Below are 20,568 nucleotides of genomic sequence, written 5' to 3' on the forward strand. Positions count from 1 at the left end.
GCGAGGCGGCGCGCACCGCACCGACGCTGGAGGCCTTGCGTGAGTTGATGCAGGGCTTCGAGGGCTGCGCGCTGAAGCACACGGCAACAAGGCTGGTGTTCGCCGACGGCAACCCGCAGGCGCGCATCATGTTCGTCGGCGAGGCGCCGGGCCGCGACGAGGACATCGAGGGACTGCCCTTCGTCGGGCGCAGCGGCAAGCTGCTCGACCTCATGATCGGCGCGATCGGGCTCAACCGCACCACCGCCTACATCGCCAACGTGATTCCGTGGCGCCCGCCTGGCAACCGCACGCCGACCCCGCAGGAAACGCAAGTGTGCCTGCCCTTCATCCAGCGCCAGATCGAGCTGGTGAACCCCGACGTGCTGGTGACGCTCGGCAATCCCTCGACGCAGACGCTGCTCGGAACGCGCGAAGGCATCATGCGCACCCGCGGGCGCTGGTTCGATTACGAGACCGGTGGGCGCACCATCCGCGCACTGCCGACGTTTCATCCGGCCTATCTGCTCCGCTCGCCGTCCTACAAGCGGCTGGCCTGGCAGGATCTGCGGGCGATCGCGAAGGTGCTGGCGGGATGAAGCTCTCGTGTCCCGGACGCGATGCAGCGCGATAGCGCTGCTTCGCAGAGCCGGGACCCAGAAAGCAACACAGTACGGTGCGGAGAGATGGGCCCCGGCTCTGCAGCGCACCGCCGAAGAGGCGCTGCGCAGCGTCCGGGGCACGAGACCTACCTCACGTCCCCTTCGGCCGCACGATGGCCCAACCGATGCGCAGCAGCTGCTGGCGGCCGGTCACCAGCCATTCGAAGGCGCGCGGCACTTCCGGCACGATGCCGGGAAAGCGTTTGAGGATGTCCGGCGGTGGCGTGCCGGCGGTGTCGGAGGCGCGCCAGACCACGACGCCGCCGGTCTCGCTGAACCTGGCCTGATTGATCCACGGCGTGCGCGCGGGCTCGGCATCGATGAACAGATGCGGGCGGCCGGAATGCAGCGCGATCAGGCTCGCAAGCTGGGTCTCGCCGGCCACCGCGCGCAGACGATGGTTGGTGCGGCGGGCAAAGCTGTCGTCGAAGAAATCCGAGATCGCACGCGCCGGCATCGAGGTCGCGATCTCATTGGCGCCGGTCCAGGGCAGCAGCAGGACGGCGAGCACGACGCCGGCGGCGGGCGCCACGACGGCGGCGGCCCACACCATCCGCAGCATCCGCGCGCGGCGCATCGCGATGAGGTCGCCTGCCACCACGACCACGGCGAGCCCCGACATCACCAGCACGACACCGGCACCGCCGACGACGGACTCGAGCCCGAACAGGCCGGAGATCAGCACCGCGCCGAGGGCCGGGGCGAGCGCGAAGAAATAGACGAAGTTGCGTGCGAGCGGCTCGACCGGCGGACGGTAGATGATCGGCGCCTCCTCGCCCTTGGCGACGAACAGGCCGGCGTTGAGGAAGGTCAGCGCCGGGATCGCCGCGGCCCCGAGCACGAGCCCGCCGAGCAGCCAGGCCGCGTGGATCGCGCGGGCACTCAGCTCGGCAACCGCAGGCAAGGCCGGCAGGACCAGCGTCTCGGCGCGCATCAGCCAGACCGCATAGGGCAGCGCCAGCACGGCGACGACGATCAGCGCGAACAGCGGATCGAGCGCGCGCAGCGTGCGGCGGCCGCCGGCGGTCGCGACCGCGAAGACGACGAGCAGCAGGAGCAGGAAGACCGCCGCGGGCGTCGTCAGCAGCAAGAGGCCGGCCTCGATCGACCAGGCGAACCACGCGTTGCCGCGGCGCTGGCCGATGATCTGCCAGGAATGCAGCAGCAGCAGCGCCCACAGCGGCCGCGCCAGCACCAGCGGGCCGAAATCGAGCGCGGGCGAGGAGAAGGCCAGCACCGTCATGGTCAGCAGCACGGCCAGCACCGCCTGCTGCGAGCCGACCACGGCGCGGGAGAGGTGATAGAGCGTGATGAAGGTCGCGATCTCGCAGAGCTCGGCCAGCACATAGACGCCGAACATGTGGCCGCCCGCGGCGCGATAGGCGATGTCGGCGAGCCAGACCGGCAGCGGCGGGCCGAGATCGGTGCCGACCTGGTATTCCCTGCCGAAGGCCAGGAGAGTCGCAAGGGTGCCGGGCGGGCTGCGATAGAACACCAGCGCCACGAACAGCCACATCGCGGCCTGGAGCAGCACGGCGATCCACACGATCAGCCGCGGCCGGGCGCGAATGAGCTCGATGACCAGGGAGGTAAACCGCATGCAACGCCCGAAAGATGCAGCCAACCCGTCCAGCCGGCCCTATTCGCTCACGAGTGTTTTGATAAAGGGCGCTGCGCGTCGTGGCAACTTCGGTCTGCTCCCTCTCCCCGTTCTTGCGGGCGTGAGACACAAAGGCTCACACGTCACAGTCGTCATGCCCGGGCATGTCCCGGGCATCCACGTTCTTCGTGCCGCAGGTAAGGCGTGGATGGCCGGGTCATAGGCGAGCGGAAGCGACATCGTCCTTCGGACGGCTATGCCCGGCCATGACGATGCGGAAGCTGCAGGGCGAGACCCTAGAGATTCGCCGACGCGTCGACCTCGACGCTCGCTTCCACCTGCACATCCACCTCGGTGACGGAGAACAGGTCCTGCGCCGGCTCCACTGTCCAGGGCATGTGCCTGGCGCGAGCAGCGGCCACCGGGGCAAAGAAGCTGCGGTGGTGGACGGTCGGGCCGAGGCGGTTCAGCGCGTCGAGATGCTCGGGGACGCCGTAGCCCTTGTGCTGCTCGAAGCCGTAGCCCGGGCAGTCCTGCGCCAGCGCGCACATCAGCCGGTCGCGCGTCACCTTGGCGACAATGGACGCCGCTGCGATCGACAGCACGATGCCGTCGCCGCCGATCACCGCCTCGCAGTCGCAGGCCGTATCGAGCCGGTCGCGGCCGTCGACGAAGACGTGGCGGGGCTGCTCGGGCAGCGCCACCACGGCACGCTTCAGCGCCCACAGCGAGGCGCGCAGGATGTTGTCGCGATCGATCCGGGCGGGCGAGGCGACCGCGACCGAGACCTGCGCTGTGGCGCAGATCCTGTCGAACAGCTTTTCGCGCTGCTCCGCCGTCAGGCGCTTGGAATCGTCGATGCCGCGCGGAATGCGGTCGGGGTCGAGAATCACTGCGGCCGCCACCACGGGACCCGCGAGTGGCCCGCGGCCAGCCTCGTCGCAGCCCGCGACCGGCCAGATGCCGCGCTTGATCAGCGCGCGCTCGCGGCGGAAGCTCGGCGGTGCGACGGCGATGACGCCATTCGCGCCCGCGCCCTTGCCGGTCGAAGGCTTGGCTGCCGAGGCCTTTCCAGCCTTTGCAGGTGCAGGCTTGTTCGCAGCGGCCTTCCTGGGCGCAGCTTTGGCCGACGTCTTGGCGGACTTGTCCCGAATCATGGCCGGGATCGTGCGCAAGCGGCCTGCCCAGCGCAACCGGGAACCCCTCGCAATTCCCGTTATTCAAGCCGGCGGCCCTACTCCGCCAGATGCACCCGCCGGTCCTCACCGACCTCGATGCCGGGCGCAATCACGGCCTCCCAGACATGGCCGTCGGGATCGGCAAAATAACCGCAATAGCCGCCGTAATCGGTCTCGCACGCAGCCTTCAGCAGCCTTGCTCCCTTGCTGACCGCGAAAGCCAGCACCGCATCGACCTCCTCACGCGCGCGGCAGTTCCAGGCGAGCGTGACGCCGCGGAAGGTCGTCGGCCTCGGCTTATTAGGCAAGGCCGCGTCGGCCGCGAGCTGATCCCAGTGAAACAGGGCAAGCACCGGACCGCCGGTATCGTAGAAGGCAACGGCCTCGCCGGTCGCCTTCAGCCGGCGCGAAAAGCCAAGAGCATCATAGAACGCGATGCTGGCGCGGATGTCGCTCACGCCGAGCGTGATGACGGTAAGCCGCGGCACCGGGGGCGGCAGTTCCTTACGCATGACAGACCTCGTTCGCCTCGGCTCTTAGAACAGGCTGAGCTGATCGCCGTTCCGCTTCGGCCGCGCAAAGTGATCCATCGTCAGTCTTGCGCGACGCTTGTTGAGCCCGAGCCTGTCGCAGGCGATCTCGAAGCGGCGGCCGATGGTCCAGGCCATCGGCCCGGTGCCCTTCATGCGCTCGCCCCATTTCGCGTCGTAGTCGCGCCCGCCGCGCATGTCGCGGATCAGGGTGAAGACGTGGCGATAGCGGTCCGGATAGTTCGCCATCAGCCATTCGCGGAAGAGGTCGCGCACCTCCAGCGGCAGCCGCAGCAGCACATAGGAGGCTTCCTTGACGCCGGCATGGGCGGCCGCGTCGAGAATGCGCTCGATCTCGGAATCGTTCAGCGCGGGGATCACGGGCGCGACCATCACGGTGGTGGGAATGCCGGCGTCGGAGAGCTGCTTCAGCGCCTCCAGCCGCTTCGGCGGCGTCGAGGCGCGCGGCTCCATGGTGCGCGCCAGCTTCGGATCGAGCGAGGTCACCGAGATCGCGACCTTGGCGAGGTTGCGCTTGGCCATGCGCGAGAGAATGTCGATGTCACGCACCACCAGCGCCGATTTGGTGACGATGCCGACGGGATGACCGGCGCGCTCCAGCACCTCCAGGATGCCGCGCATGATTTTGCGCTCGCGCTCGATCGGCTGGTAGGGATCGGTGTTGGTGCCGATCGCGATCATCCGCGGCTCGTAGCCTGCTGCTGCGAGCTCCTTCTCGAGCAGCGCCGGGGCCTCCGGCTTGACGAACAGTTTTGACTCGAAGTCGAGCCCCGGCGACAGGCCGAGATAGGCATGGGTCGGCCGCGCGAAGCAGTAGACACAGCCGTGCTCGCAGCCGCGATAGGGATTGATCGAGCGGTCGAAGCCGATATCGGGGGAATCGTTGCGGGTGATCACCTTGCGCGAGGTGTCGACCGCGACCGTGGTCTTGAATGGCGGCAGCTCTTCCAGGCTCTGCCAGCCGTCGTCGAAGGCGACGCGCGCCTCGGCCTCATAGCGGCCGCTGGCGTTGGACTGCGCGCCCCGCCCTCGCCTGCGCTGCTTGTCGATGGCGACAGCGAGCTCGGGGAAATCAGAAGGCGCACCCGCCGGCTCGGAGGGCGCCGTGACCGGCGGGTGCTTGAGAGCATGAGAGGATGCTGGACTCATGAAGCCAAGATAACACGCCAAAGGAACAAATCAAGAACAAGAACAAAAAACGTGAAAACAACCCCCATGCACAGTAGAGCCGCCCAAACTTCGGGCGCCCGCCTTTGACCTCACGCAACACCGCTGTCACCACGATCCCGTTTGATGCCGCCAAGGATCGATCGCCCCGGAACCCAGTTGGTGACGATCCCGGGTGAAGGTCGGCAGCAACATGACAAATCAACAACAATCGGCCGCCGCGAGCAGCGACCTCGATCTCCTCGATCGCTACTGGCGCGCCGCCAACTACCTCTCCGTCGGGCAGATCTACCTGCTCGACAACCCCCTGCTGCGCGAGCGGTTGCGGCCCGAGCACATCAAGCCGCGTTTGCTCGGCCATTGGGGCACAACACCCGGTTTGAACTTCATCTACGCCCACCTCAACCGCGTCATCCGCGCGCTTGATATCAACGTGCTCTATGTCTGCGGTCCCGGTCATGGCGGGCCGGGCATGGTCGCCAACACCTATCTCGAGGGCAGCTACAGCGAGATCTATCCCGACATCGCGCGCGATAAGGACGGATTGCGCAAGCTGTTCAGGCAGTTCTCCTTCCCCGGCGGCATTCCGAGCCACGTAGCGCCGGAGACGCCGGGCTCGATCCACGAGGGCGGCGAGCTCGGCTACGCGCTGGTGCACGCCTATGGCGCGGCGCTCGACAATCCCGACCTGATCGTCGCCTGCGTCGTCGGCGACGGCGAGGCCGAGACCGGACCGCTCGCGGCCTCCTGGCACTCCAACAAGTTCCTGAACCCGGCGCATGACGGCGCGGTGCTGCCGATCCTGCATCTCAACGGCTACAAGATCGCGGGCCCGACCGTGCTCGGGCGGATGCGCGACGAGGAGATCCGCGATCTGTTCCGCGGGTTCGGCCATGAGCCGCTGTTCGTCGAGGGCGACGATCCCAAATTGATGCACCGGATCATGGCGGACGCGCTCGACGTCGCATTCGCCAGCATCCGCTCGATCCAGCAGCACGCCCGCGACGGGCGTAGAAACGTCGAGCGGCCCCGCTGGCCGATGATCGTGCTGCGCAGCCCGAAGGGCTGGACCGGCCCGAAGGAAGTCGACGGCAAGAAGGTCGAAGATTTTTGGCGCGCACATCAGGTGCCGGTCGCAAGCTGCCGCGAGAACCCGGCGCATCTGAAGGTGCTCGATGACTGGATGCGCAGCTACGAGCCGGAAAAACTGTTCGACGCGAGCGGCGCGCTCATTCCCGAGCTCCAGGCGCTGGCGCCCGAAGGTAACAAGCGCATGGGCGCCAATCCGCATGCCAATGGCGGACTGTTGAAGAAGGAGCTGAAGCTGCCGGACTTCCGCAGCTTTGCCGTCGAAGTGCCGCAGCCCGGCGCCGTCACGGCAGAAGCGACGCGCGAACTCGGCAAATTCTTGCGCGACGTCATTCGCCTCAATGCGCAAGAGCGGAACTTTCGCATCATGGGTCCGGACGAGACGGCGTCAAACCGTCTCGACGCAGTGTTCGAGGCGACCGAACGGGTCTGGATGGAAGCGATCGAATCCTACGATGTCCATCTCGCCCAGGATGGCCGCGTGATGGAGGTGTTGAGCGAGCATCTCTGCCAGGGCTGGTTAGAGGGCTATCTGCTCACCGGGCGGCACGGCTTCTTTTCCTGCTACGAGGCCTTCATCCACATCGTGGATTCCATGTTCAACCAGCACGCCAAATGGCTGAAGGTAACGCGGCACCTGCCATGGCGGCGTCCGATCGCCTCGCTCAATTATCTGTTGACCTCGCATGTCTGGCGCCAGGACCACAACGGCTTCAGTCATCAGGATCCCGGCTTCGTCGACCTCGTCGCCAACAAGAAGGCCGACATCGTCCGCATCTACTTCCCGCCCGATGCCAACACGCTGCTGTGGATCGCCGACCATTGCCTGCGGACGTACAACCGCATCAACGTGATCGTCGCCGGCAAGCAGCCGGCGCCGCAATGGCTGTCGATGCAGGACGCCGCCACGCATTGCGACGCCGGCATCGGCATCTGGACCTGGGCGGGCACGGAAGACGCGGGCGGCGAGCCCGATGTGGTGATGGCCTGTGCCGGCGACGTGCCGACATTGGAGACGCTTGCCGCCGTCGACCTCCTGCGCAAGGCGCTGCCGGATCTGAAGATCCGCGTCGTCAACGTCGTCGACCTGATGACGCTGCAGCCGCAGGATCAGCACCCGCACGGCCTGTCCGATTGCGACTTCGACGGCCTGTTCACGCGCGACAAGCCGGTGATCTTCGCCTATCACGGCTATCCCCATCTGATCCACCGGCTGACCTATAACCGCACCAACCATGCCGGCCTGCATGTGCGCGGCTTCGCCGAGGAAGGCACCACGACGACGCCGTTCGACATGGTCGTGCTCAACGAGCTCGACCGCTACCACCTCGCGATCGAGGCGATCGAACGCGTGCCGGGTCTTGCGACCAGGGCCGCGCAGGCGAAGCAGCAGCTCCGCGACAAGCTGATCGAACACTCACGTTACGTGCGCGAGCACGGCGAGGACATGCCCGAGATCCGCGACTGGGTCTGGCCGGGCAAGCCGGGCTGACGCCATGCCGGCGCCAGAGGCGGTTCTCGTCCTCAACTCGGGCTCGTCGAGCATCAAGTTCGGCCTGTTCGATATCTCGGCGGCCGAGCCTGCGCTGCTCTGCAAGGGCCTGCTCGACGAGCACGAGGCCAAGCCCCAGCTCGTCGTGAAGGGCCCTGCGGGCGAAGATCTGTTCGAGAAGCGGCAGGACGAGACCGATGCCGACGGCGGTCATCTGTTCGCCGACGTGCTCGCCTTCATCGACGACCGGTTCGGACAAGACAGCTTGCGCGCGGCCGGCCACCGCATTGTCCACGGCGGGCCGGATCATTCAGGCCCGGTCGAATTGACGGACGATGTCACCACGAAGCTGGAGGCGCTGACGCCGCTGGCCCCGCTGCACCAGCCGCGCTGCCTCGCGCCGGTCCGCACCCTGTCCGCGATCCGTCCCGCGCTGACACAGATCGCCTGCTTCGACACCGCCTTCCATCACGGGATTGCACCGCCTGCGAGCCGCTTTGCGATTCCGAGGCGCTTCGAGGAGCGCGGCGTCCGGCGCTACGGCTTTCACGGGCTGTCGTTCGAATATGTCGCGGGCCGTCTCGCGGGAATCGCGCCGCAGCTCGTCGCGAGACGCACCGTCATCGCGCATCTCGGCAATGGCGCAAGCCTCTGCGCACTCCGCAACGGCCGCAGCGTCGACACCACGATGGGACTGACGCCGCTCGACGGCCTCGTGATGGGCACGCGAAGCGGCACGATCGACCCCGGCGTGCTGCTCTATCTGCAACAGCACGAGGGAATGTCGGTCGAGGATGTCCAGCACCTGCTCTATCACGAGTCAGGCCTGCTCGGCGTTTCCGGCCTCTCCGCAGACATGCGCACGCTGCTCGCAAGCCACGAGGCTGCTGCGCGGGAGGCGGTTGATCTCTTCGTCTTCCGGGCGGCGCAGGAAATCGCGATGATGGCGACGACGCTTCAGGGGCTGGACTGCCTGGTCTTCACCGGCGGCATCGGCGAGCATGCCAGCGAGATCCGCAGCGCGATCGGCGAGCGCCTCGCCTGGCTCGGCGTGCGCATCGATGCAGCGGCCAACGCCGCAGCGCGCGAACGGATCGGCAGCGCCGACAGTGCGGTGGATATTTTCATCATTCCCACCAACGAAGAGATCACGATCGCGCGCCATTGCGCCGCGCTGCTGCGCGAACGACACGCTGCGTGACGGTTTTATGAATGATCTGACGCAATGAGGCCGTCGCAACTTCGCGGCATAAGGACGGCATCAACCGTTGTGCGGACAGACCATGAAAACCCAGATCATCGAAGAACTCGGACAGGGCGACATCCTGTTGCCCGCGCTGGTGGCGGAAGGGCTTGCCGCCAATGACCGCATCAAGGTGCGGATGAGCGCGCTCCAGGCGGCGGCTCGGCATGCGCAAGACCCCGATCGTCCTGCCAGCGAGCTTGCGGTCGAGAGTCACGCCGCCGGCATTGCACCGGCCGCGATCGCAACGCTGATCGGCGGCGCCCATCTGGTCGGACCGTCCCGGCTCGCGGCGCCGAACCTCGCCAAGCTGATGAAGGAGATCCAGGACGACGCCGCGGCCATGATCCGCGCCGTCGGCGCCGGCGCACCGCCAGACGGCGACAAGGCGAACGCGCGGCTGGCGGCCGTCCGAAGCGCGGGCCTGCTCGATGCCACCAACGAAATCGATCTCGCACGCATTGCCCGTCTGACCGGCGTTGCCGAGGCGGCCGGCGACAGCCTCCATCGGCTGGTGATGGATCTGCACAAGGCGCTGAACAGGCTTGCGGCGAACTGTTCGGAGGAAACGCTCGACGGTGCCCATGTGTTCGGCCTGCATGGCGAAGATCGCGGCGCGGTGGAGGCCTTCATGAAGGGCCTGAACCAGACGCGCAGGCTGAAGTTCAACCACCCCGGCCTCGATACCATGGCGACCCGCTCGGGCGGCCGGCTGCTGATCCAGAACGACATCGGCACCACGGACGCCCATGTCGTGGTGATCGCGGTCAAGAAGAACGCGGTCACCGTCACCTACACCGACGTGCACCTGGCGCGGGCAAAATTCTTCATCTCGCTGTTCGACAAGTTCGAGGCGAGCTGGAGCGGGCTCGACCGTCACACCGCCGCGGGCCTTGGCGAAGACAATTCATTCTATCTCGTCACCGGCCAGTATCAGCCGGGTCACGCCGCGGATCGCAACGAATTCCTCGCAGCCGTGGGCGCCGCGCTGGTGTTCCTGATCGACTGGAACAAGGCGCGCAAGCTGCTGCGGACCTGGGTTGCCAAGGATGACGCCACGCGAATCCTCGAATGGGCGGCGCGAGCGCGGATCGGCCATCGCGGCTTTCTCGAACTCGGCGGCAACGAGCTCCTGGGGTCGGCGGTGCGCAACGCGGCCCCCGCGCGCATCGGCTTCGGCGAGCGGCTCGACCAGGCGCTCGGCCGCGCCGCCGCGATCGATTTCCTGAAGGCGGCACTGCGCGCCTCCACCGAGGCGCTGCTCGCAGGTCGCTCCGTCAGGACGGTCCGCGACCAGATCGAAGCCGACCTGGTGCGGCATCTGGAGCGCGTCGACGGCACCCTGCTCGCCGCGGTGCTACGCCAGATCGGGCTTGCCCATGATCTCGTCGCGGCGATCTCTCGCCATCTTGCAGCGCTTCGGGCCGGCCAGCCGGCCGACCGCAAGCTGCTGGCGGAACGCTGCGGCGCGATCGAGCAGAAGGCCGATCGCATCGCGCTGGAGACGCGCAAGGAGGTCGACCGGCTCAATGCCCGACCAACGATCGCCCAATTGATTGATCGCGCCGAAGAGGCCGTCGACGAACTGGAGCAGGCAGCCTTCATCGCCTCGGTGATGCCGGAGCGGACTGATCCGTCGCTGCTGGCCGCGCTGGCCGAACTCTGTGCGGTGGCGATGACCGCGACCGAGGTCGCGGCCAGCGGCGTCGCCGCGGCCACCGACGTGCCGGAAGGGCGGCGCGCGGATTCCGAGGATGCGCTGTCCGCCGTGACCCGCCTGATCGATGCCGAACATGCCGCGGACGGCCACGAGCGTGCGACGACCGCGCTGGTCTTCGGCGGCGGCTTCGACGTCGCGACCTCGCTCTCGGTGCTCGAGCTTGCCCGCGCCATCGAGCGCGCCACCGACCGATTTGCCGGCTTCGGACATCTGTTGCGCCGGCACATCATGATCGATCTCGCAGCCTAGGGGAAGCCACCATGCATATCGTGCGTATCGGCGCCGAGGCGACCGAACTGCATCCCGCCGAGGAGATCGGCGCCAAGGCCGCCAACCTCGCCCGGATGGCGGCGCTGGGCCTGCCGGTGCCGCCGGCCTTCGTGCTGCCGGTCAAACTCTGCGCCGACATCATCGCAGGGCACGCGCATGCGGAGCGTCATCTGAGCGACGGGCTCAAGGAAGGAATTGCCTTCCTGGAGAGCGCGACCGGAAGGCGCTTCGGCGACCGGCGGCTGCCGCTGCTGGTCTCGGTGCGCTCGGGTGCCGCCCGATCGATGCCGGGCATGCTCGACACCGTCCTCAATGTCGGCTGCACGTCGGATGCCGTGCACGGCCTGATCCGTGCGACCGGCCGGCCGCGGCTCGCCTGGGACTGCCGGCGGCGCTTCCTGGAGAGTTTTGGCGAGACGGTGCTCGGGCTGGATGCCGCCGCATTCGCGGCCCGCATCTCGGAACTGGTCGAAGCCGAAGGTGCCGAGAACGATCGCGCGCTCGACAGCGAAGCGCTGGAGCGGCTTGCCGGCGACGAACAGGCGCTGGTCGAGGATCACGCCGATGGCTGGCTCGAGGATGCGGCCGCGCAGCTCGAGGCGGCGGCGCAAGCCGTCTACCGGTCCTGGACGAGCGAGCGGGCGAAGACCTATCGGAAACTCCAGCAACTCGAAGGGCTCCAGGGCACCGCCGTCACGGTGCAGGCGATGGTGTTCGGCAATGGCGGGCTGGCATCGGGTGCCGGCGTGGCTTTCTCGCGCGATCCTTCGACCGGCGCACCGCGCCCGATGATCGATCTCGTGCTCGATGCGCAGGGCGAGGACGTCGTGTCCGGGCGCCGCACCCCCGACGCCGAGGATGCGATCGTGCGCGCACTGCCGCGGACCGAAGCCGAGCTTGGCGATATCCTGAAGCGGCTCGAGCGTGAATTTCGCGACGTGCAGGACGTCGAGTTCACCGTCGAGGATGGCAGGCTGTGGATCCTCCAGACGCGCGCGGCCAAGCGAACGCCGCGTGCGGCGGTCAGGATCGCGATCGACCTCGTGCATGAAGGGCTGATCACGCAGGACGAGGCACTGGAGCGGATCGCCGGGATCGACCTCGCCTCGCTCGCCGCGACCGCACTCGTCTCCGCGGGCGAGCCGGCGGCGCTCGGCATCGGCGCGTCCGGGGGCATCGGCGTCGGCCGCGCGGTCTTCGACGCCGAAAGCGCCCAGCGGCTGTCGGCCGCGGGCGATCCGGTCATCCTGCTGCGTCCCGATACCAGCACCGCGGACGTCGCGGGCTTTGCGGTGGCGGCCGGCATCGTCACGGCGGTCGGCGCGCGTACCTCGCATGCGGCGCTGGTGGCGCGGCAGATGGGCAAGCCCTGCGTGGTCGGCTGTCACGCGCTGAAGATCGATCCTGTTGCGAAGCAGGCCCGGCTTGCCGACGCGACATTGTCGGAGGGCGACTGGATCACGATCGAGGGCGATGCGGGCCAACTTTATCTCGGGCGCTGCCGGACGGTGGAGACGCGCCCCGACGCCGAACTCGCCGAGATCGCGAAATGGCAATCGCAGGCCGGGGACCTCGATCCGCCGGCACGCGCCGCCGCGGCTCAGTGAATGCCGGCGAAGATCTGGAAACACCCGATCGCGACCTCGATCAGGATCAGCACCACCACGGCGATCTCGAGGCGGAGCGAGCGCTGGGTGTCGATGATGTCGGCCAGCGCGTTGGCGGTCTCGGATACGGCGGTGAGCTTGCGCTCGAGCGTGTCCAGACGCTCCTTCAATTCGTACTCGTCTTCGAGGCGGGCATAGAGGCGGTCGAGCTCGGGCTTCTCCCAGAGCACGTCGGGCTTCTCGGCAACGGCGACGCGGCCGGCGACGCGTTGCTGCACCAGCAGCGCGTTGCCGATCAGTTGCAGAATGGCCCTGCGCCGGCGCGGCGTGCGGCCGCGCTCGGCGAGCTCGCGCGCGAACGGCTCGATGACGTCGAACACCGCCGCGACACGCCGTTCGTCGCGTGCCAGCGACGTGCTCTTGGCGAGCGCGTCGGCGACCAGAAGCAACCGGTCGTCGGAGAATTTGGCGAGGCAAATTGGCCCGCCCGGCTGGATCACCTCGGCGTTCTCGTCGTTGCAGAGCTGCGCCTGCGCGGTCTCCTCCTCATAGGGGCTGAACTCGCCGATCACACGCGGCTTCAGGCCGTCGATCAGCACCTTCTCCTCCGAAGGCAACAGGCCGATCAACACCACGACACCGTAGCGGAAGATCACGGCAAGGCCGGCATGGACGCGGAAGGCGGCCGGCGTCGACGATACCAGCGCGCCGAGCTCGAGGCCCGAGGCATTGATGCGGTCGCCCAGCATCAGCGCCCGGATCCGCAAGGTCGGCGCGGCGGCCGGCCGGGGAGATGTTGACGGCGCGCTAACGGCAAGTTGATCGGCGGTCATGCGAAGCTCTCTTCAGCACCATGGATTGCCTGCTTTTCCCGTTCCCGGACGTCGTCCCGCTCGCATCCGCCTCTTGCAGGATTGCGATCCGCCTGTGCGGCGCCCAATATCGGTACGAAACTCCGGGTTAATACGGTCAAGGCGAAGTTGCGCCGAAATATTCGGCAATTTTGCCATCTCGCGCGGAACATCTTTGGATCCGATGGCGCTGGCAGTTTACCATCGAACAGCGAAGCCCCGCCGAAAAGTTGCACTCGGCAATGCCGCGTGTTTATGACAACATCATAACAAGTTACGCTTCTCCCGAAGTGCGGACATCGAAGCCTCAATCATGCTGAGCGTCATCATTCCGACCGAGGGCGTCGAGCAGACGGCGGTTGCAACTCTGGCCGCGCTGGTCCCCGGTGCCGCCGCGGGCATCATCCGCGAAGTGCTCCTGGTCGACGGCACCCGCAACGGCGTCATCGAGCGCGTGGCCGACGTCGCCGGCTGCCGTTTCATCGGCTACGAGGGATCCTCTCAGGGCGCGGCGCTCGCCGCCGGCGCGCTCCAGGCCCGCTCGCCCTGGCTGATGTTCCTGCCCGCAGGCGCCGTGCTGGAAACCGGCTGGATCGAGGAGACCACCCAGTTCATCCAGGCCGTCGCGAGCAGCGGCCGGGACCGGGCGGCGGTGTTCCGCTACGCCCGCTCGCCCTACACCGACACCGGATTCCGCGACATGCTCCGCGCCGTGGCCCGCAAGCTGGTCGGCCCGCTCGGCGATCAGGGACTTTTGATCGCGCGCGACCATTACGACCGGATCGGCGGCTACCCGCCCCAGGCCCGCCGCTCCGAGGCGCGGCTGCTCCGGCGGCTCGGCCGCTCGTCCCGGACCATGCTGCGCAGCCGGATCGTCATGGTCGGTTGACGTCACCAAATACTTGCCAACGTCAAATAACTAATTGACAATGGCAAGTATCGAGGTGGCCCATGCCATTTGACGGAACAGACGACCACATCGCGGCGGTCCGCGCCTTCAACCGCTTCTATACCCGCAAGCTCGGCGTGCTCGACCAGCACCTTGGAAGAAGCCCGTTTTCGCTCAGCGAGGCCCGGGTGCTCTATGAACTCGCGCACCGCGACGATCTGGCGGCGAAAGAGATCGGAATCGAGCTTGGTCTCGACCCCGGCTATCTCAGCCGCATCGTCCAAAGTTTCGACGAAAAGGGGCTGATCACGCGAAGGCCCCTGCCCGCGGATCGCAGGCAATACCAGCTCAGCCTCACCGCCAAGGGCCGCCAGACCTTCGCCAAGCTGAACCTGAGCTCGCAAAACGAGGTCGCCGCAATGCTGGCTCGGCTTTCGCCCAGTGATGCAACCCGGCTCACGCAGGCCATGGCGACCATCGAGGCTGTGCTGGATCAACGTCGCAGCCAGCCCGCGGCTTTCATGCTGCGCAGCCATCGCGTCGGCGACATGGGCTGGGTCATCTCCAGGCAAGCCGCCGCCTATGCCGCCGAATACAACTGGGATATCAGCTACGAGGCGCTGGTCGCCGAGATCTGCGCGCAGTTCATCAAGACCTATGACGCCGCGCGCGAACATTGCTGGATCGCGGAAGCCGGTGGAGAGCCGATCGGCTCGATCTTTCTGGTCAAGGCCACGAACGAGATCGCCAAGCTTCGCCTGTTGCTGGTGGAGAAGAAAGCGCGCGGGCTCGGTGTCGGCCGCGCACTGGTCGAGCAGTGCATCCAGGGCGCACGCGAGAGGGGTTACAGCAAGATGACGCTGTGGACGCAGAGCATCCTGCTCGCCGCGCGCGGCATCTATCAAAATGCAGGCTTCAAGCTCGTCGCCACCGAGCCGCATCACAGCTTTGGGCAGGATCTTGTTGGCGAGACATGGGAGCGGGATCTGTGATGATCTCGCACGGCGAGAGGGCAGCAACGCTGGTGGACGCGGGCTCATTTGGGTGAGGGGTTTCTCTCAGCGCACTCATTTGCTTCTGTGGGCGCCGATAGATACCCCTCATCCGGCGCCATAGCCGAAGCTTTGCTTCGGCGTTCTCGAGAACGGCGGCTAAGGCCGCCTATGCCACCTCTCCCGCATCCGCCTTCGCCAAGGCTTCGGCGGACATGAGGGGAGAAGAAAGATAAAGCTACGCCGTCGCGCCCTGCGCCTTCGGCCGGCGCAGATGCTCGTCGAGGCGCGGCATGATCTCGACGAAATTGCAGGGGCGCGTGCGGTAGTCGAGCTGGGCGGCGAGGATGCCGTCCCAGCCGTCGCGGCAGGCGCCGGGAGAGCCGGGCAGGCAGAAGATGTAGGTCGCCCCGGCAACGCCTGCGGTGGCGCGGCTCTGGATCGTCGAGGTGCCGATCTTGGCGTGGCTCAGCATGTGGAATGCGATCGAGAAACCGTCCATGCGCTTCTCGAACAAGGGCTCGATCGCCTCCGGCGTGACGTCGCGCCCGGTGAAGCCGGTGCCGCCGGTGGTGATGACGACGTCGACGCCGGCATCCGCAATCCAGCGGCGGATGACGGCGCGGATCGCCTCGACGTCGTCGGTGACGATCTCGCGCGCCGCAAGATGATGGCCGGCGCCGGTGAGGCGATCGGCGAGCGTCTGGCCGGACTTGTCGTCGGCGAGCGCGCGCGTGTCGGAGACGGTCAGCACCGCGATGTTGAGCGGGATGAACTGTTTTGCTTCGTCGATGGAGGCCACGACTTCACTCCTGTTTCCTCAGCCACCGCCGTCATCCCCGGACGAACGCATTTGCGTTCGCTCGGGAGGTGCGCGCTCTTGCGCGCCTCGAAGGATGGGCCGGAGGCTCGCCATCCTTCGAGGCTCGCCGAAGAGGCGAGCACCTCAGGATGACGCCACTACTACTGCATTCCCGGATGCGCAATTGCGCATCATAGTTCGTGCTGCGCTGCGTCCGGGGCACGAGATCGTCGTTACTACGCACCGCCGCCGAACGTGTTGCAGGCCTGCACCGTGCCCTGCTGGTAGCCGGTCATGAACCATTGCTTGCGCTGCGCGGCCGAGCCGTGGGTAAAGGAATCGGGCACGACGCGTCCCGTGGACTGGCGCTGCAGCGTGTCGTCGCCGATCGCGGTGGCCGTGGTCAGCGCGGCGTCGATGTCGCCGGCTTCCAGGAAGTTCGGGCGCTTCTTCGCCTCGCGGTTGACCCAGACGCCGGACAGGCAGTCCGCCTGCAACTCCACCTTCACCTGGAGCGCGTTGGCCTCGGCCTTGCTGCCGGCCTGCTGCTGAAGCCGCGTCACGCGCGGAATGATGCCGAGCAGGTTCTGGATGTGGTGGCCGGCTTCATGCGCGATGATGTAGGCGGTGGTGAAATTGCAAGCCGACTTGCCGGAGCAGCCGCGGAAGCGCGTCTCGACCTCGCGGAAGAACGCGGTGTCGAGGAAGATGGTGCGATCCGGCGGACAGTAGAACGGGCCCATCGCCGACTGCGCCATGCCGCAGCGGCCGCCGTTGGTGGCGTTGCGGAACAGCACGATCTTCGGACCGGTGTAGGACTGGCCGCTGGCCTGGAAGATCTCGCTCCAGCGGTCGTCGATCTCGCCGAGGATGCCGGAGATCATGCTGCCCATCTCGTCGGTCGGCGCGCCGCGCTTGGCCGACGTCGACTGGCGATCGGTCTGGTAGCTCGGCGCCTGGCCGCCGCCGGTGAGGATCTCGGCGCCGCCGATCAGGATGCGCGGATCGATGCCGAAGGCATAGCCGATCAGGCCGAGGACGATGATGGTGCCGATGCCGAGCCCGCCGCCGCCCATGGGCAGGCCGAACCCGCCTCCTCCACCGCCGCCACCACCATCGTCGCGACGATCCTCGATGTCGTCGCTGCGGCGGAAATCATCGTAGCGCATGGTGGCTTCCCTCAGTCCTTGGCATCACATGGGCGTTTTGGGCGCAGAAGCGCGAAAGCTCAACGCGCCACACACGTAAAATTTCCATTGCGTTAATCAATATCCCGCTCGGCAATTATTGCCTAGTGCGACAGCGTGCCGAAGCCAGCAATTTTTTCCGGGGGTCGTGCAATTTTTTCCGAGAGAAATTTGGAGTCTTTTTCGAGCCTTGACTGCTCCCGCAACGCGAAGAAACGCGAAATACACTGTAAATCACGGCGAATGCGCGCACCGTGCCACGCACAATCCGCGATGCGATGCCTGCTCACAAAAGCGGCGGGTTAAGTCGATTTTTACTTTGCGCCTTCAATGTAACGGTCAGTCGGTTGTTTGGTCCCGCGTCGCCGACAGCGTCGCCTGAGTCAGAGTTCTTGAGTCATGGTAGTGTCGCGTCGCGGGGCGTCTGCAAGGGCGCCCCGCACAAACTTTGAGTCCTCGTCGCATCGCATCATCCTCGGTGATTGCGTCGCCGAGATGTCGAAGCTTCAGGCTGGTTCGGTCGATCTGGTGTTCGCAGATCCGCCGTACAATCTCCAGCTCAAGGGCGATCTCAAGCGCCCCGACGAATCCCATGTCGATGCCGTCAACGACGACTGGGACAAGTTCGATTCATTCTCCGCCTATGACGATTTCACCCGCGCCTGGCTGCTTGCCGCCCGCCGCGCGATGAAGCCGTCGGCGACGATCTGGGTGATCGGCTCCTATCACAACATCTTCCGCGTCGGCGCGATCATGCAGGACCTCGGCTTCTGGCTCCTGAACGACATCGTCTGGCGCAAGACCAACCCGATGCCGAACTTCCGCGGCCGCCGCTTCACCAACGCGCACGAGACCATGATCTGGGCCGCGCGCGACGAGAAGGCCAAGGGCTACACCTTCAACTACGAAGCGCTGAAGGCCGCGAACGAGGACGTGCAGGCGCGTTCCGACTGGCTGATCCCGCTCTGCACCGGCGAGGAGCGCCTCAAGGGCGCCGACGGCAAGAAAGTGCACCCGACGCAGAAGCCGGAAGGCCTGCTCGCGCGCGTGCTGCTGTCGTCGTCAAAACCCGGCGATCTCGTGATCGACCCCTTCAACGGCACCGGCACCACCGGCGCCGTCGCCAAGCGCCTCGGCCGTTCCTATATCGGCTTCGAGCGCGACAAGACTTACGCCAAGGCGGCGGAAGCGCGCATCGCCGCAGTCGAGCCGCTGCCTCAGGATAGCCTCGCCCCGTTCATGACCGCGCGCGAGGCGCCGCGGGTCGCGTTCTCCGAACTGATCGAGCGCGGCATGATCATGCCCGGCACGAAGCTGTTCGACGCCAAGAAGAAGCTCGGCGCACTGGTTCGCGCCGACGGCGCCATCATGCTGGGCGACAAGGTCGGCTCGATCCACCGCATCGGCGCCGTGGCGCAGGGCGCGCAAGCTTGCAACGGCTGGACCTTCTGGCACGTCGAGACCAAAAAGGGTCTCAAGCTGATCGACGAGCTGCGCGCCGAAATCCGCGCCGGGATGGCGGCGGAGTAGTTTTCTCCGTCATTCCGGGGCGCGCGAAGCGCGAGCCCGGAATCCATCGAACCACAGCACATGCCGCCCAATGGATTCCGGGCTCGCGCCCAGTGGCGCGCCCCGGAATGACGGCGGCAGTGGTTGAAAGCCGCCGCCGCCAGGACTAGATTCGTCCGATCAGCCCCGTCCTGACCGGTTGGCTCCCATGCGACGACAGTCCGAGACCTTGCTGCTGGTGCCGCTCCTGCCGATCTTCCTGGTCGGCATGTTTCCGATGTTCCTGATCGCGCTGCTGGGATTTTTCGGCCTCGCCCTGTTCGGCGTGCTCGTGGTCTGCGTCGGGCTCGCCAGCAGCAACGAGGCGCATGACAATTTCAATCACGACGTCATCGTGCATGGCTATTCGCGGGGATCGGAGCGATCGGCGCGGGCCTCCGACATGCATCTTGCCGCGCGGCTCGGGCTGCGGCTGGAAGCCGTCGGCGCCGCGATGATTATTACGGCGGCGATCGGCCTTTGTTACGCCGGCTGATCTGCGCGGCGCGCAGGTACCGCCCGGCAAACTCGCCGGTTGCCCTCCCCGACGAGCTTCAGGCAAGAGAGGCCGGCCCCGCGGCAATGATGCTGCGTTCGCTCTCGGCAAGAAACACTGGGGAGATGTGTGATGCTCAAATTCTATTTCAACGGTTCGCCGAACCCGACCAAGGTCGCGCTTTATCTCGAAGAGTCCGGCCTGCCCTTCGAGCCGGTGAAGATCGACACGCGCAAGGGCGAGCAGTTCACGCCTGAATTCCTCAAGATCAATCCGAACGGCAAGGTGCCGGCGATCGACGACGGCGGCACGATCGTGTTCGACTCGAACGCCATCCTGCTCTATCTCGCCGAGAAGACCGGAAAATTCCTCCCCGCCGCCTCGTTGCGCGGCGAGACGCTGTCATGGCTGATGTTCATCGCCACCGGCGTCGGCCCGTATTCGGGCCAGGCCGTGCACTTCAAGCATTTTGCGCCGAAGGACCAGAACCACGACTACGCCCATAACCGCTATCAGTACGAGACCGATCGCCACTACAAGATTCTCGACGGCCACCTCAAAGACCGCCGCTACATGGTCGGCGACAGCTATTCGATCGTCGACATGGCGCTGTGGGGCTGGGCGCGAATGGTACCGTTCAAGCTCGGCGACGACGCCTTTGCACGATACCCGAACGTGAAGCGGCTGGTGGACGAGATCTCGGCGCGCCCTGCGGCTGTGCGCGCGCTCGCGTTGAAGGACAAGTTCACCTTCAAGGCCGAGATGGACGACGAGGCGAGAAGCAACATGTTCAAGCACATGACGACCAAGGTCGCCTGATCGCGTTACGCCGCCCACTCAAGGCCACGCGCTTGCGCGTGGCCTTTTGCTTTCAGGACTCAGGCGGCGTGGACCGAGTTCAGGAACCTTGCGACCTCCTGCTTCAGCCGGTTGCTGTCGGCCGACAGCGAGCGCGCCGCGGAGAGCACCTGCGAGGAGGCCGAACCGGTTTCGGAGGCACCGCGCTGCACGTCGCCGATATTGGTCGAGACGCGCTGAGTGCCGTGGGCCGCCTGCTGGACGTTGCGCGAGATTTCCTGCGTCGCCGCGCCCTGCTGTTCCACGGCAGCCGCGACCGTCGAGGAGATCTCCGACAGCCGCTCAATGGTGCCGCTGATTTCCCTGATGGCGCCGACGGATTGCTCGGTAGCGGCCTGGATGTTGGAAATCTGCTGGCCGATCTCGCCGGTGGCCTTCGCGGTCTGC

17 protein-coding genes and 1 pseudogene are annotated in these 20,568 nt (G+C 66.5%); 10 read left to right on the top strand and 8 right to left on the bottom strand.

Annotated features, from left to right (window positions below):
- Positions 1–578, top strand: a 578-nt coding sequence (locus tag XI09_RS05320) for a uracil-DNA glycosylase (RefSeq protein ID WP_271565930.1), incomplete at its 5' end; no start/stop codon positions are given.
- A 154-nt stretch (positions 579–732) separates the two neighbouring features.
- Here XI09_RS05320 and XI09_RS05325 read toward each other — a convergent pair.
- The 4 genes from XI09_RS05325 to XI09_RS05340 all read right to left on the bottom strand — a co-directional run bounded on the left by XI09_RS05325 (position 733) and on the right by XI09_RS05340 (position 5,119).
- A complete protein-coding gene (locus XI09_RS05325) occupies positions 733–2,241 on the bottom strand; it encodes a glycosyltransferase family 39 protein (protein ID WP_271565931.1) in 1,509 nt (502 codons plus the stop codon).
- A 296-nt stretch (positions 2,242–2,537) separates the two neighbouring features.
- Entirely contained in the window at positions 2,538–3,398 is an 861-nt protein-coding gene (locus XI09_RS05330; protein WP_271565932.1) for a ribonuclease HII, read from the bottom strand.
- Positions 3,399–3,475: 77 nt separating this feature from the next.
- On the bottom strand, positions 3,476–3,931 hold the full coding sequence (locus XI09_RS05335; RefSeq protein ID WP_271565933.1) for a VOC family protein: 456 nt from the start codon (positions 3,929–3,931) through the stop codon (positions 3,476–3,478).
- A gap of 24 nt (positions 3,932–3,955) precedes the next feature.
- The gene (locus tag XI09_RS05340; RefSeq protein WP_271565934.1) at positions 3,956–5,119 is read right to left on the bottom strand and encodes a PA0069 family radical SAM protein; all 1,164 of its coding nucleotides are present in this window, start codon (positions 5,117–5,119) and stop codon (positions 3,956–3,958) included.
- A 211-nt stretch (positions 5,120–5,330) separates the two neighbouring features.
- On the opposite strand from XI09_RS05340, the gene XI09_RS05345 reads away from it, so the two are divergent.
- The 4 genes from XI09_RS05345 (at position 5,331) to XI09_RS05360 (ending at position 12,558) form a co-directional block, all read left to right on the top strand.
- On the top strand, positions 5,331–7,718 hold the full coding sequence (locus XI09_RS05345) for a phosphoketolase family protein (protein ID WP_271565935.1): 2,388 nt from the start codon (positions 5,331–5,333) through the stop codon (positions 7,716–7,718).
- A gap of 4 nt (positions 7,719–7,722) precedes the next feature.
- Positions 7,723–8,919 (top strand): acetate/propionate family kinase, encoded by a 1,197-nt coding sequence (locus XI09_RS05350; RefSeq protein WP_271565936.1) that lies wholly within the window; start codon positions 7,723–7,725, stop codon positions 8,917–8,919.
- 82 nt (positions 8,920–9,001) lie between these two features.
- A complete protein-coding gene (locus tag XI09_RS05355) occupies positions 9,002–10,930 on the top strand; it encodes a hypothetical protein (protein WP_271565937.1) in 1,929 nt (642 codons plus the stop codon).
- A gap of 11 nt (positions 10,931–10,941) precedes the next feature.
- The gene (locus tag XI09_RS05360; protein ID WP_271565938.1) at positions 10,942–12,558 is read left to right on the top strand and encodes a PEP/pyruvate-binding domain-containing protein; all 1,617 of its coding nucleotides are present in this window, start codon (positions 10,942–10,944) and stop codon (positions 12,556–12,558) included.
- Here the strand turns inward: XI09_RS05360 and XI09_RS05365 are convergent.
- Positions 12,552–13,391, bottom strand: a complete 840-nt coding sequence (locus XI09_RS05365; RefSeq protein ID WP_271565939.1) for an RMD1 family protein — start codon at positions 13,389–13,391, stop codon at positions 12,552–12,554. The two genes, XI09_RS05360 and XI09_RS05365, sit on opposite strands and share 7 nt — an antisense overlap.
- Before the next feature lie 331 nt (positions 13,392–13,722).
- Here XI09_RS05365 and XI09_RS05370 point away from each other — a divergent pair, with 331 nt between their 5' ends.
- Together XI09_RS05370 and XI09_RS05375 are read left to right on the top strand one after the other, a co-directional pair.
- Positions 13,723–14,298: a glycosyl transferase gene (locus tag XI09_RS05370; protein WP_271565940.1), complete on the top strand. Its 576-nt coding sequence runs from the start codon at positions 13,723–13,725 to the stop codon at positions 14,296–14,298.
- Positions 14,299–14,360: 62 nt separating this feature from the next.
- On the top strand, positions 14,361–15,290 hold the full coding sequence (locus XI09_RS05375) for a bifunctional helix-turn-helix transcriptional regulator/GNAT family N-acetyltransferase (protein WP_271565941.1): 930 nt from the start codon (positions 14,361–14,363) through the stop codon (positions 15,288–15,290).
- Between the two features lie 238 nt (positions 15,291–15,528).
- Here XI09_RS05375 and moaB read toward each other — a convergent pair whose 3' ends face one another.
- Complete coding sequence (gene moaB / locus XI09_RS05380) at positions 15,529–16,092, bottom strand: molybdenum cofactor biosynthesis protein B (protein ID WP_271565942.1); 564 nt, start codon at positions 16,090–16,092, stop codon at positions 15,529–15,531.
- Positions 16,093–16,328: 236 nt separating this feature from the next.
- The gene (gene ypfJ / locus XI09_RS05385; RefSeq protein WP_271565943.1) at positions 16,329–17,261 is read right to left on the bottom strand and encodes a KPN_02809 family neutral zinc metallopeptidase; all 933 of its coding nucleotides are present in this window, start codon (positions 17,259–17,261) and stop codon (positions 16,329–16,331) included.
- 417 nt (positions 17,262–17,678) lie between these two features.
- Here ypfJ and XI09_RS05390 point away from each other — a divergent pair, with 417 nt between their 5' ends.
- The 3 genes from XI09_RS05390 to XI09_RS05400 all read left to right on the top strand — a co-directional run bounded on the left by XI09_RS05390 (position 17,679) and on the right by XI09_RS05400 (position 20,142).
- Positions 17,679–18,809 carry a site-specific DNA-methyltransferase gene (locus XI09_RS05390; RefSeq protein WP_271565944.1) on the top strand — a complete coding sequence of 377 codons (1,131 nt, stop codon included), beginning with the start codon at positions 17,679–17,681 and terminating at the stop codon, positions 18,807–18,809.
- Positions 18,810–18,996: 187 nt separating this feature from the next.
- Positions 18,997–19,323: a hypothetical protein gene (locus XI09_RS05395; RefSeq protein ID WP_271565945.1), complete on the top strand. Its 327-nt coding sequence runs from the start codon at positions 18,997–18,999 to the stop codon at positions 19,321–19,323.
- A 132-nt stretch (positions 19,324–19,455) separates the two neighbouring features.
- Positions 19,456–20,142 (top strand): glutathione S-transferase family protein, encoded by a 687-nt coding sequence (locus XI09_RS05400; RefSeq protein ID WP_271565946.1) that lies wholly within the window; start codon positions 19,456–19,458, stop codon positions 20,140–20,142.
- A gap of 59 nt (positions 20,143–20,201) precedes the next feature.
- Here XI09_RS05400 and XI09_RS05405 read toward each other — a convergent pair.
- Positions 20,202–20,568: pseudogene (locus XI09_RS05405) on the bottom strand (methyl-accepting chemotaxis protein); the annotation flags it as partial.

Source organism: Bradyrhizobium sp. CCBAU 11386 (genome assembly GCF_028128955.1).
Taxonomy (GTDB): domain Bacteria; phylum Pseudomonadota; class Alphaproteobacteria; order Rhizobiales; family Xanthobacteraceae; genus Bradyrhizobium.

What these genes read in the sequence shown, in the direction of transcription:
- XI09_RS05330 (WP_271565932.1), bottom strand. Translation starts at nt 3,398, where the DNA reads ATGATTCGGGACAAGTCCGCCAAGACGTCGGCCAAAGCTGCGCCCAGG.
- XI09_RS05360 (WP_271565938.1), top strand. Translation starts at nt 10,942, where the DNA reads ATGCATATCGTGCGTATCGGCGCCGAGGCGACCGAACTGCATCCCGCC.
- XI09_RS05335 (WP_271565933.1), bottom strand. Translation starts at nt 3,931, where the DNA reads ATGCGTAAGGAACTGCCGCCCCCGGTGCCGCGGCTTACCGTCATCACG.
- XI09_RS05355 (WP_271565937.1), top strand. Translation starts at nt 9,002, where the DNA reads ATGAAAACCCAGATCATCGAAGAACTCGGACAGGGCGACATCCTGTTG.
- ypfJ (WP_271565943.1), bottom strand. Translation starts at nt 17,261, where the DNA reads ATGCGCTACGATGATTTCCGCCGCAGCGACGACATCGAGGATCGTCGC.
- XI09_RS05375 (WP_271565941.1), top strand. Translation starts at nt 14,361, where the DNA reads ATGCCATTTGACGGAACAGACGACCACATCGCGGCGGTCCGCGCCTTC.
- XI09_RS05400 (WP_271565946.1), top strand. Translation starts at nt 19,456, where the DNA reads ATGCTCAAATTCTATTTCAACGGTTCGCCGAACCCGACCAAGGTCGCG.
- XI09_RS05365 (WP_271565939.1), bottom strand. Translation starts at nt 13,391, where the DNA reads ATGACCGCCGATCAACTTGCCGTTAGCGCGCCGTCAACATCTCCCCGG.
- XI09_RS05395 (WP_271565945.1), top strand. Translation starts at nt 18,997, where the DNA reads ATGCGACGACAGTCCGAGACCTTGCTGCTGGTGCCGCTCCTGCCGATC.
- XI09_RS05370 (WP_271565940.1), top strand. Translation starts at nt 13,723, where the DNA reads ATGCTGAGCGTCATCATTCCGACCGAGGGCGTCGAGCAGACGGCGGTT.
- XI09_RS05340 (WP_271565934.1), bottom strand. Translation starts at nt 5,119, where the DNA reads ATGAGTCCAGCATCCTCTCATGCTCTCAAGCACCCGCCGGTCACGGCG.
- XI09_RS05350 (WP_271565936.1), top strand. Translation starts at nt 7,723, where the DNA reads ATGCCGGCGCCAGAGGCGGTTCTCGTCCTCAACTCGGGCTCGTCGAGC.
- XI09_RS05390 (WP_271565944.1), top strand. Translation starts at nt 17,679, where the DNA reads ATGGTAGTGTCGCGTCGCGGGGCGTCTGCAAGGGCGCCCCGCACAAAC.
- XI09_RS05345 (WP_271565935.1), top strand. Translation starts at nt 5,331, where the DNA reads ATGACAAATCAACAACAATCGGCCGCCGCGAGCAGCGACCTCGATCTC.
- XI09_RS05325 (WP_271565931.1), bottom strand. Translation starts at nt 2,241, where the DNA reads ATGCGGTTTACCTCCCTGGTCATCGAGCTCATTCGCGCCCGGCCGCGG.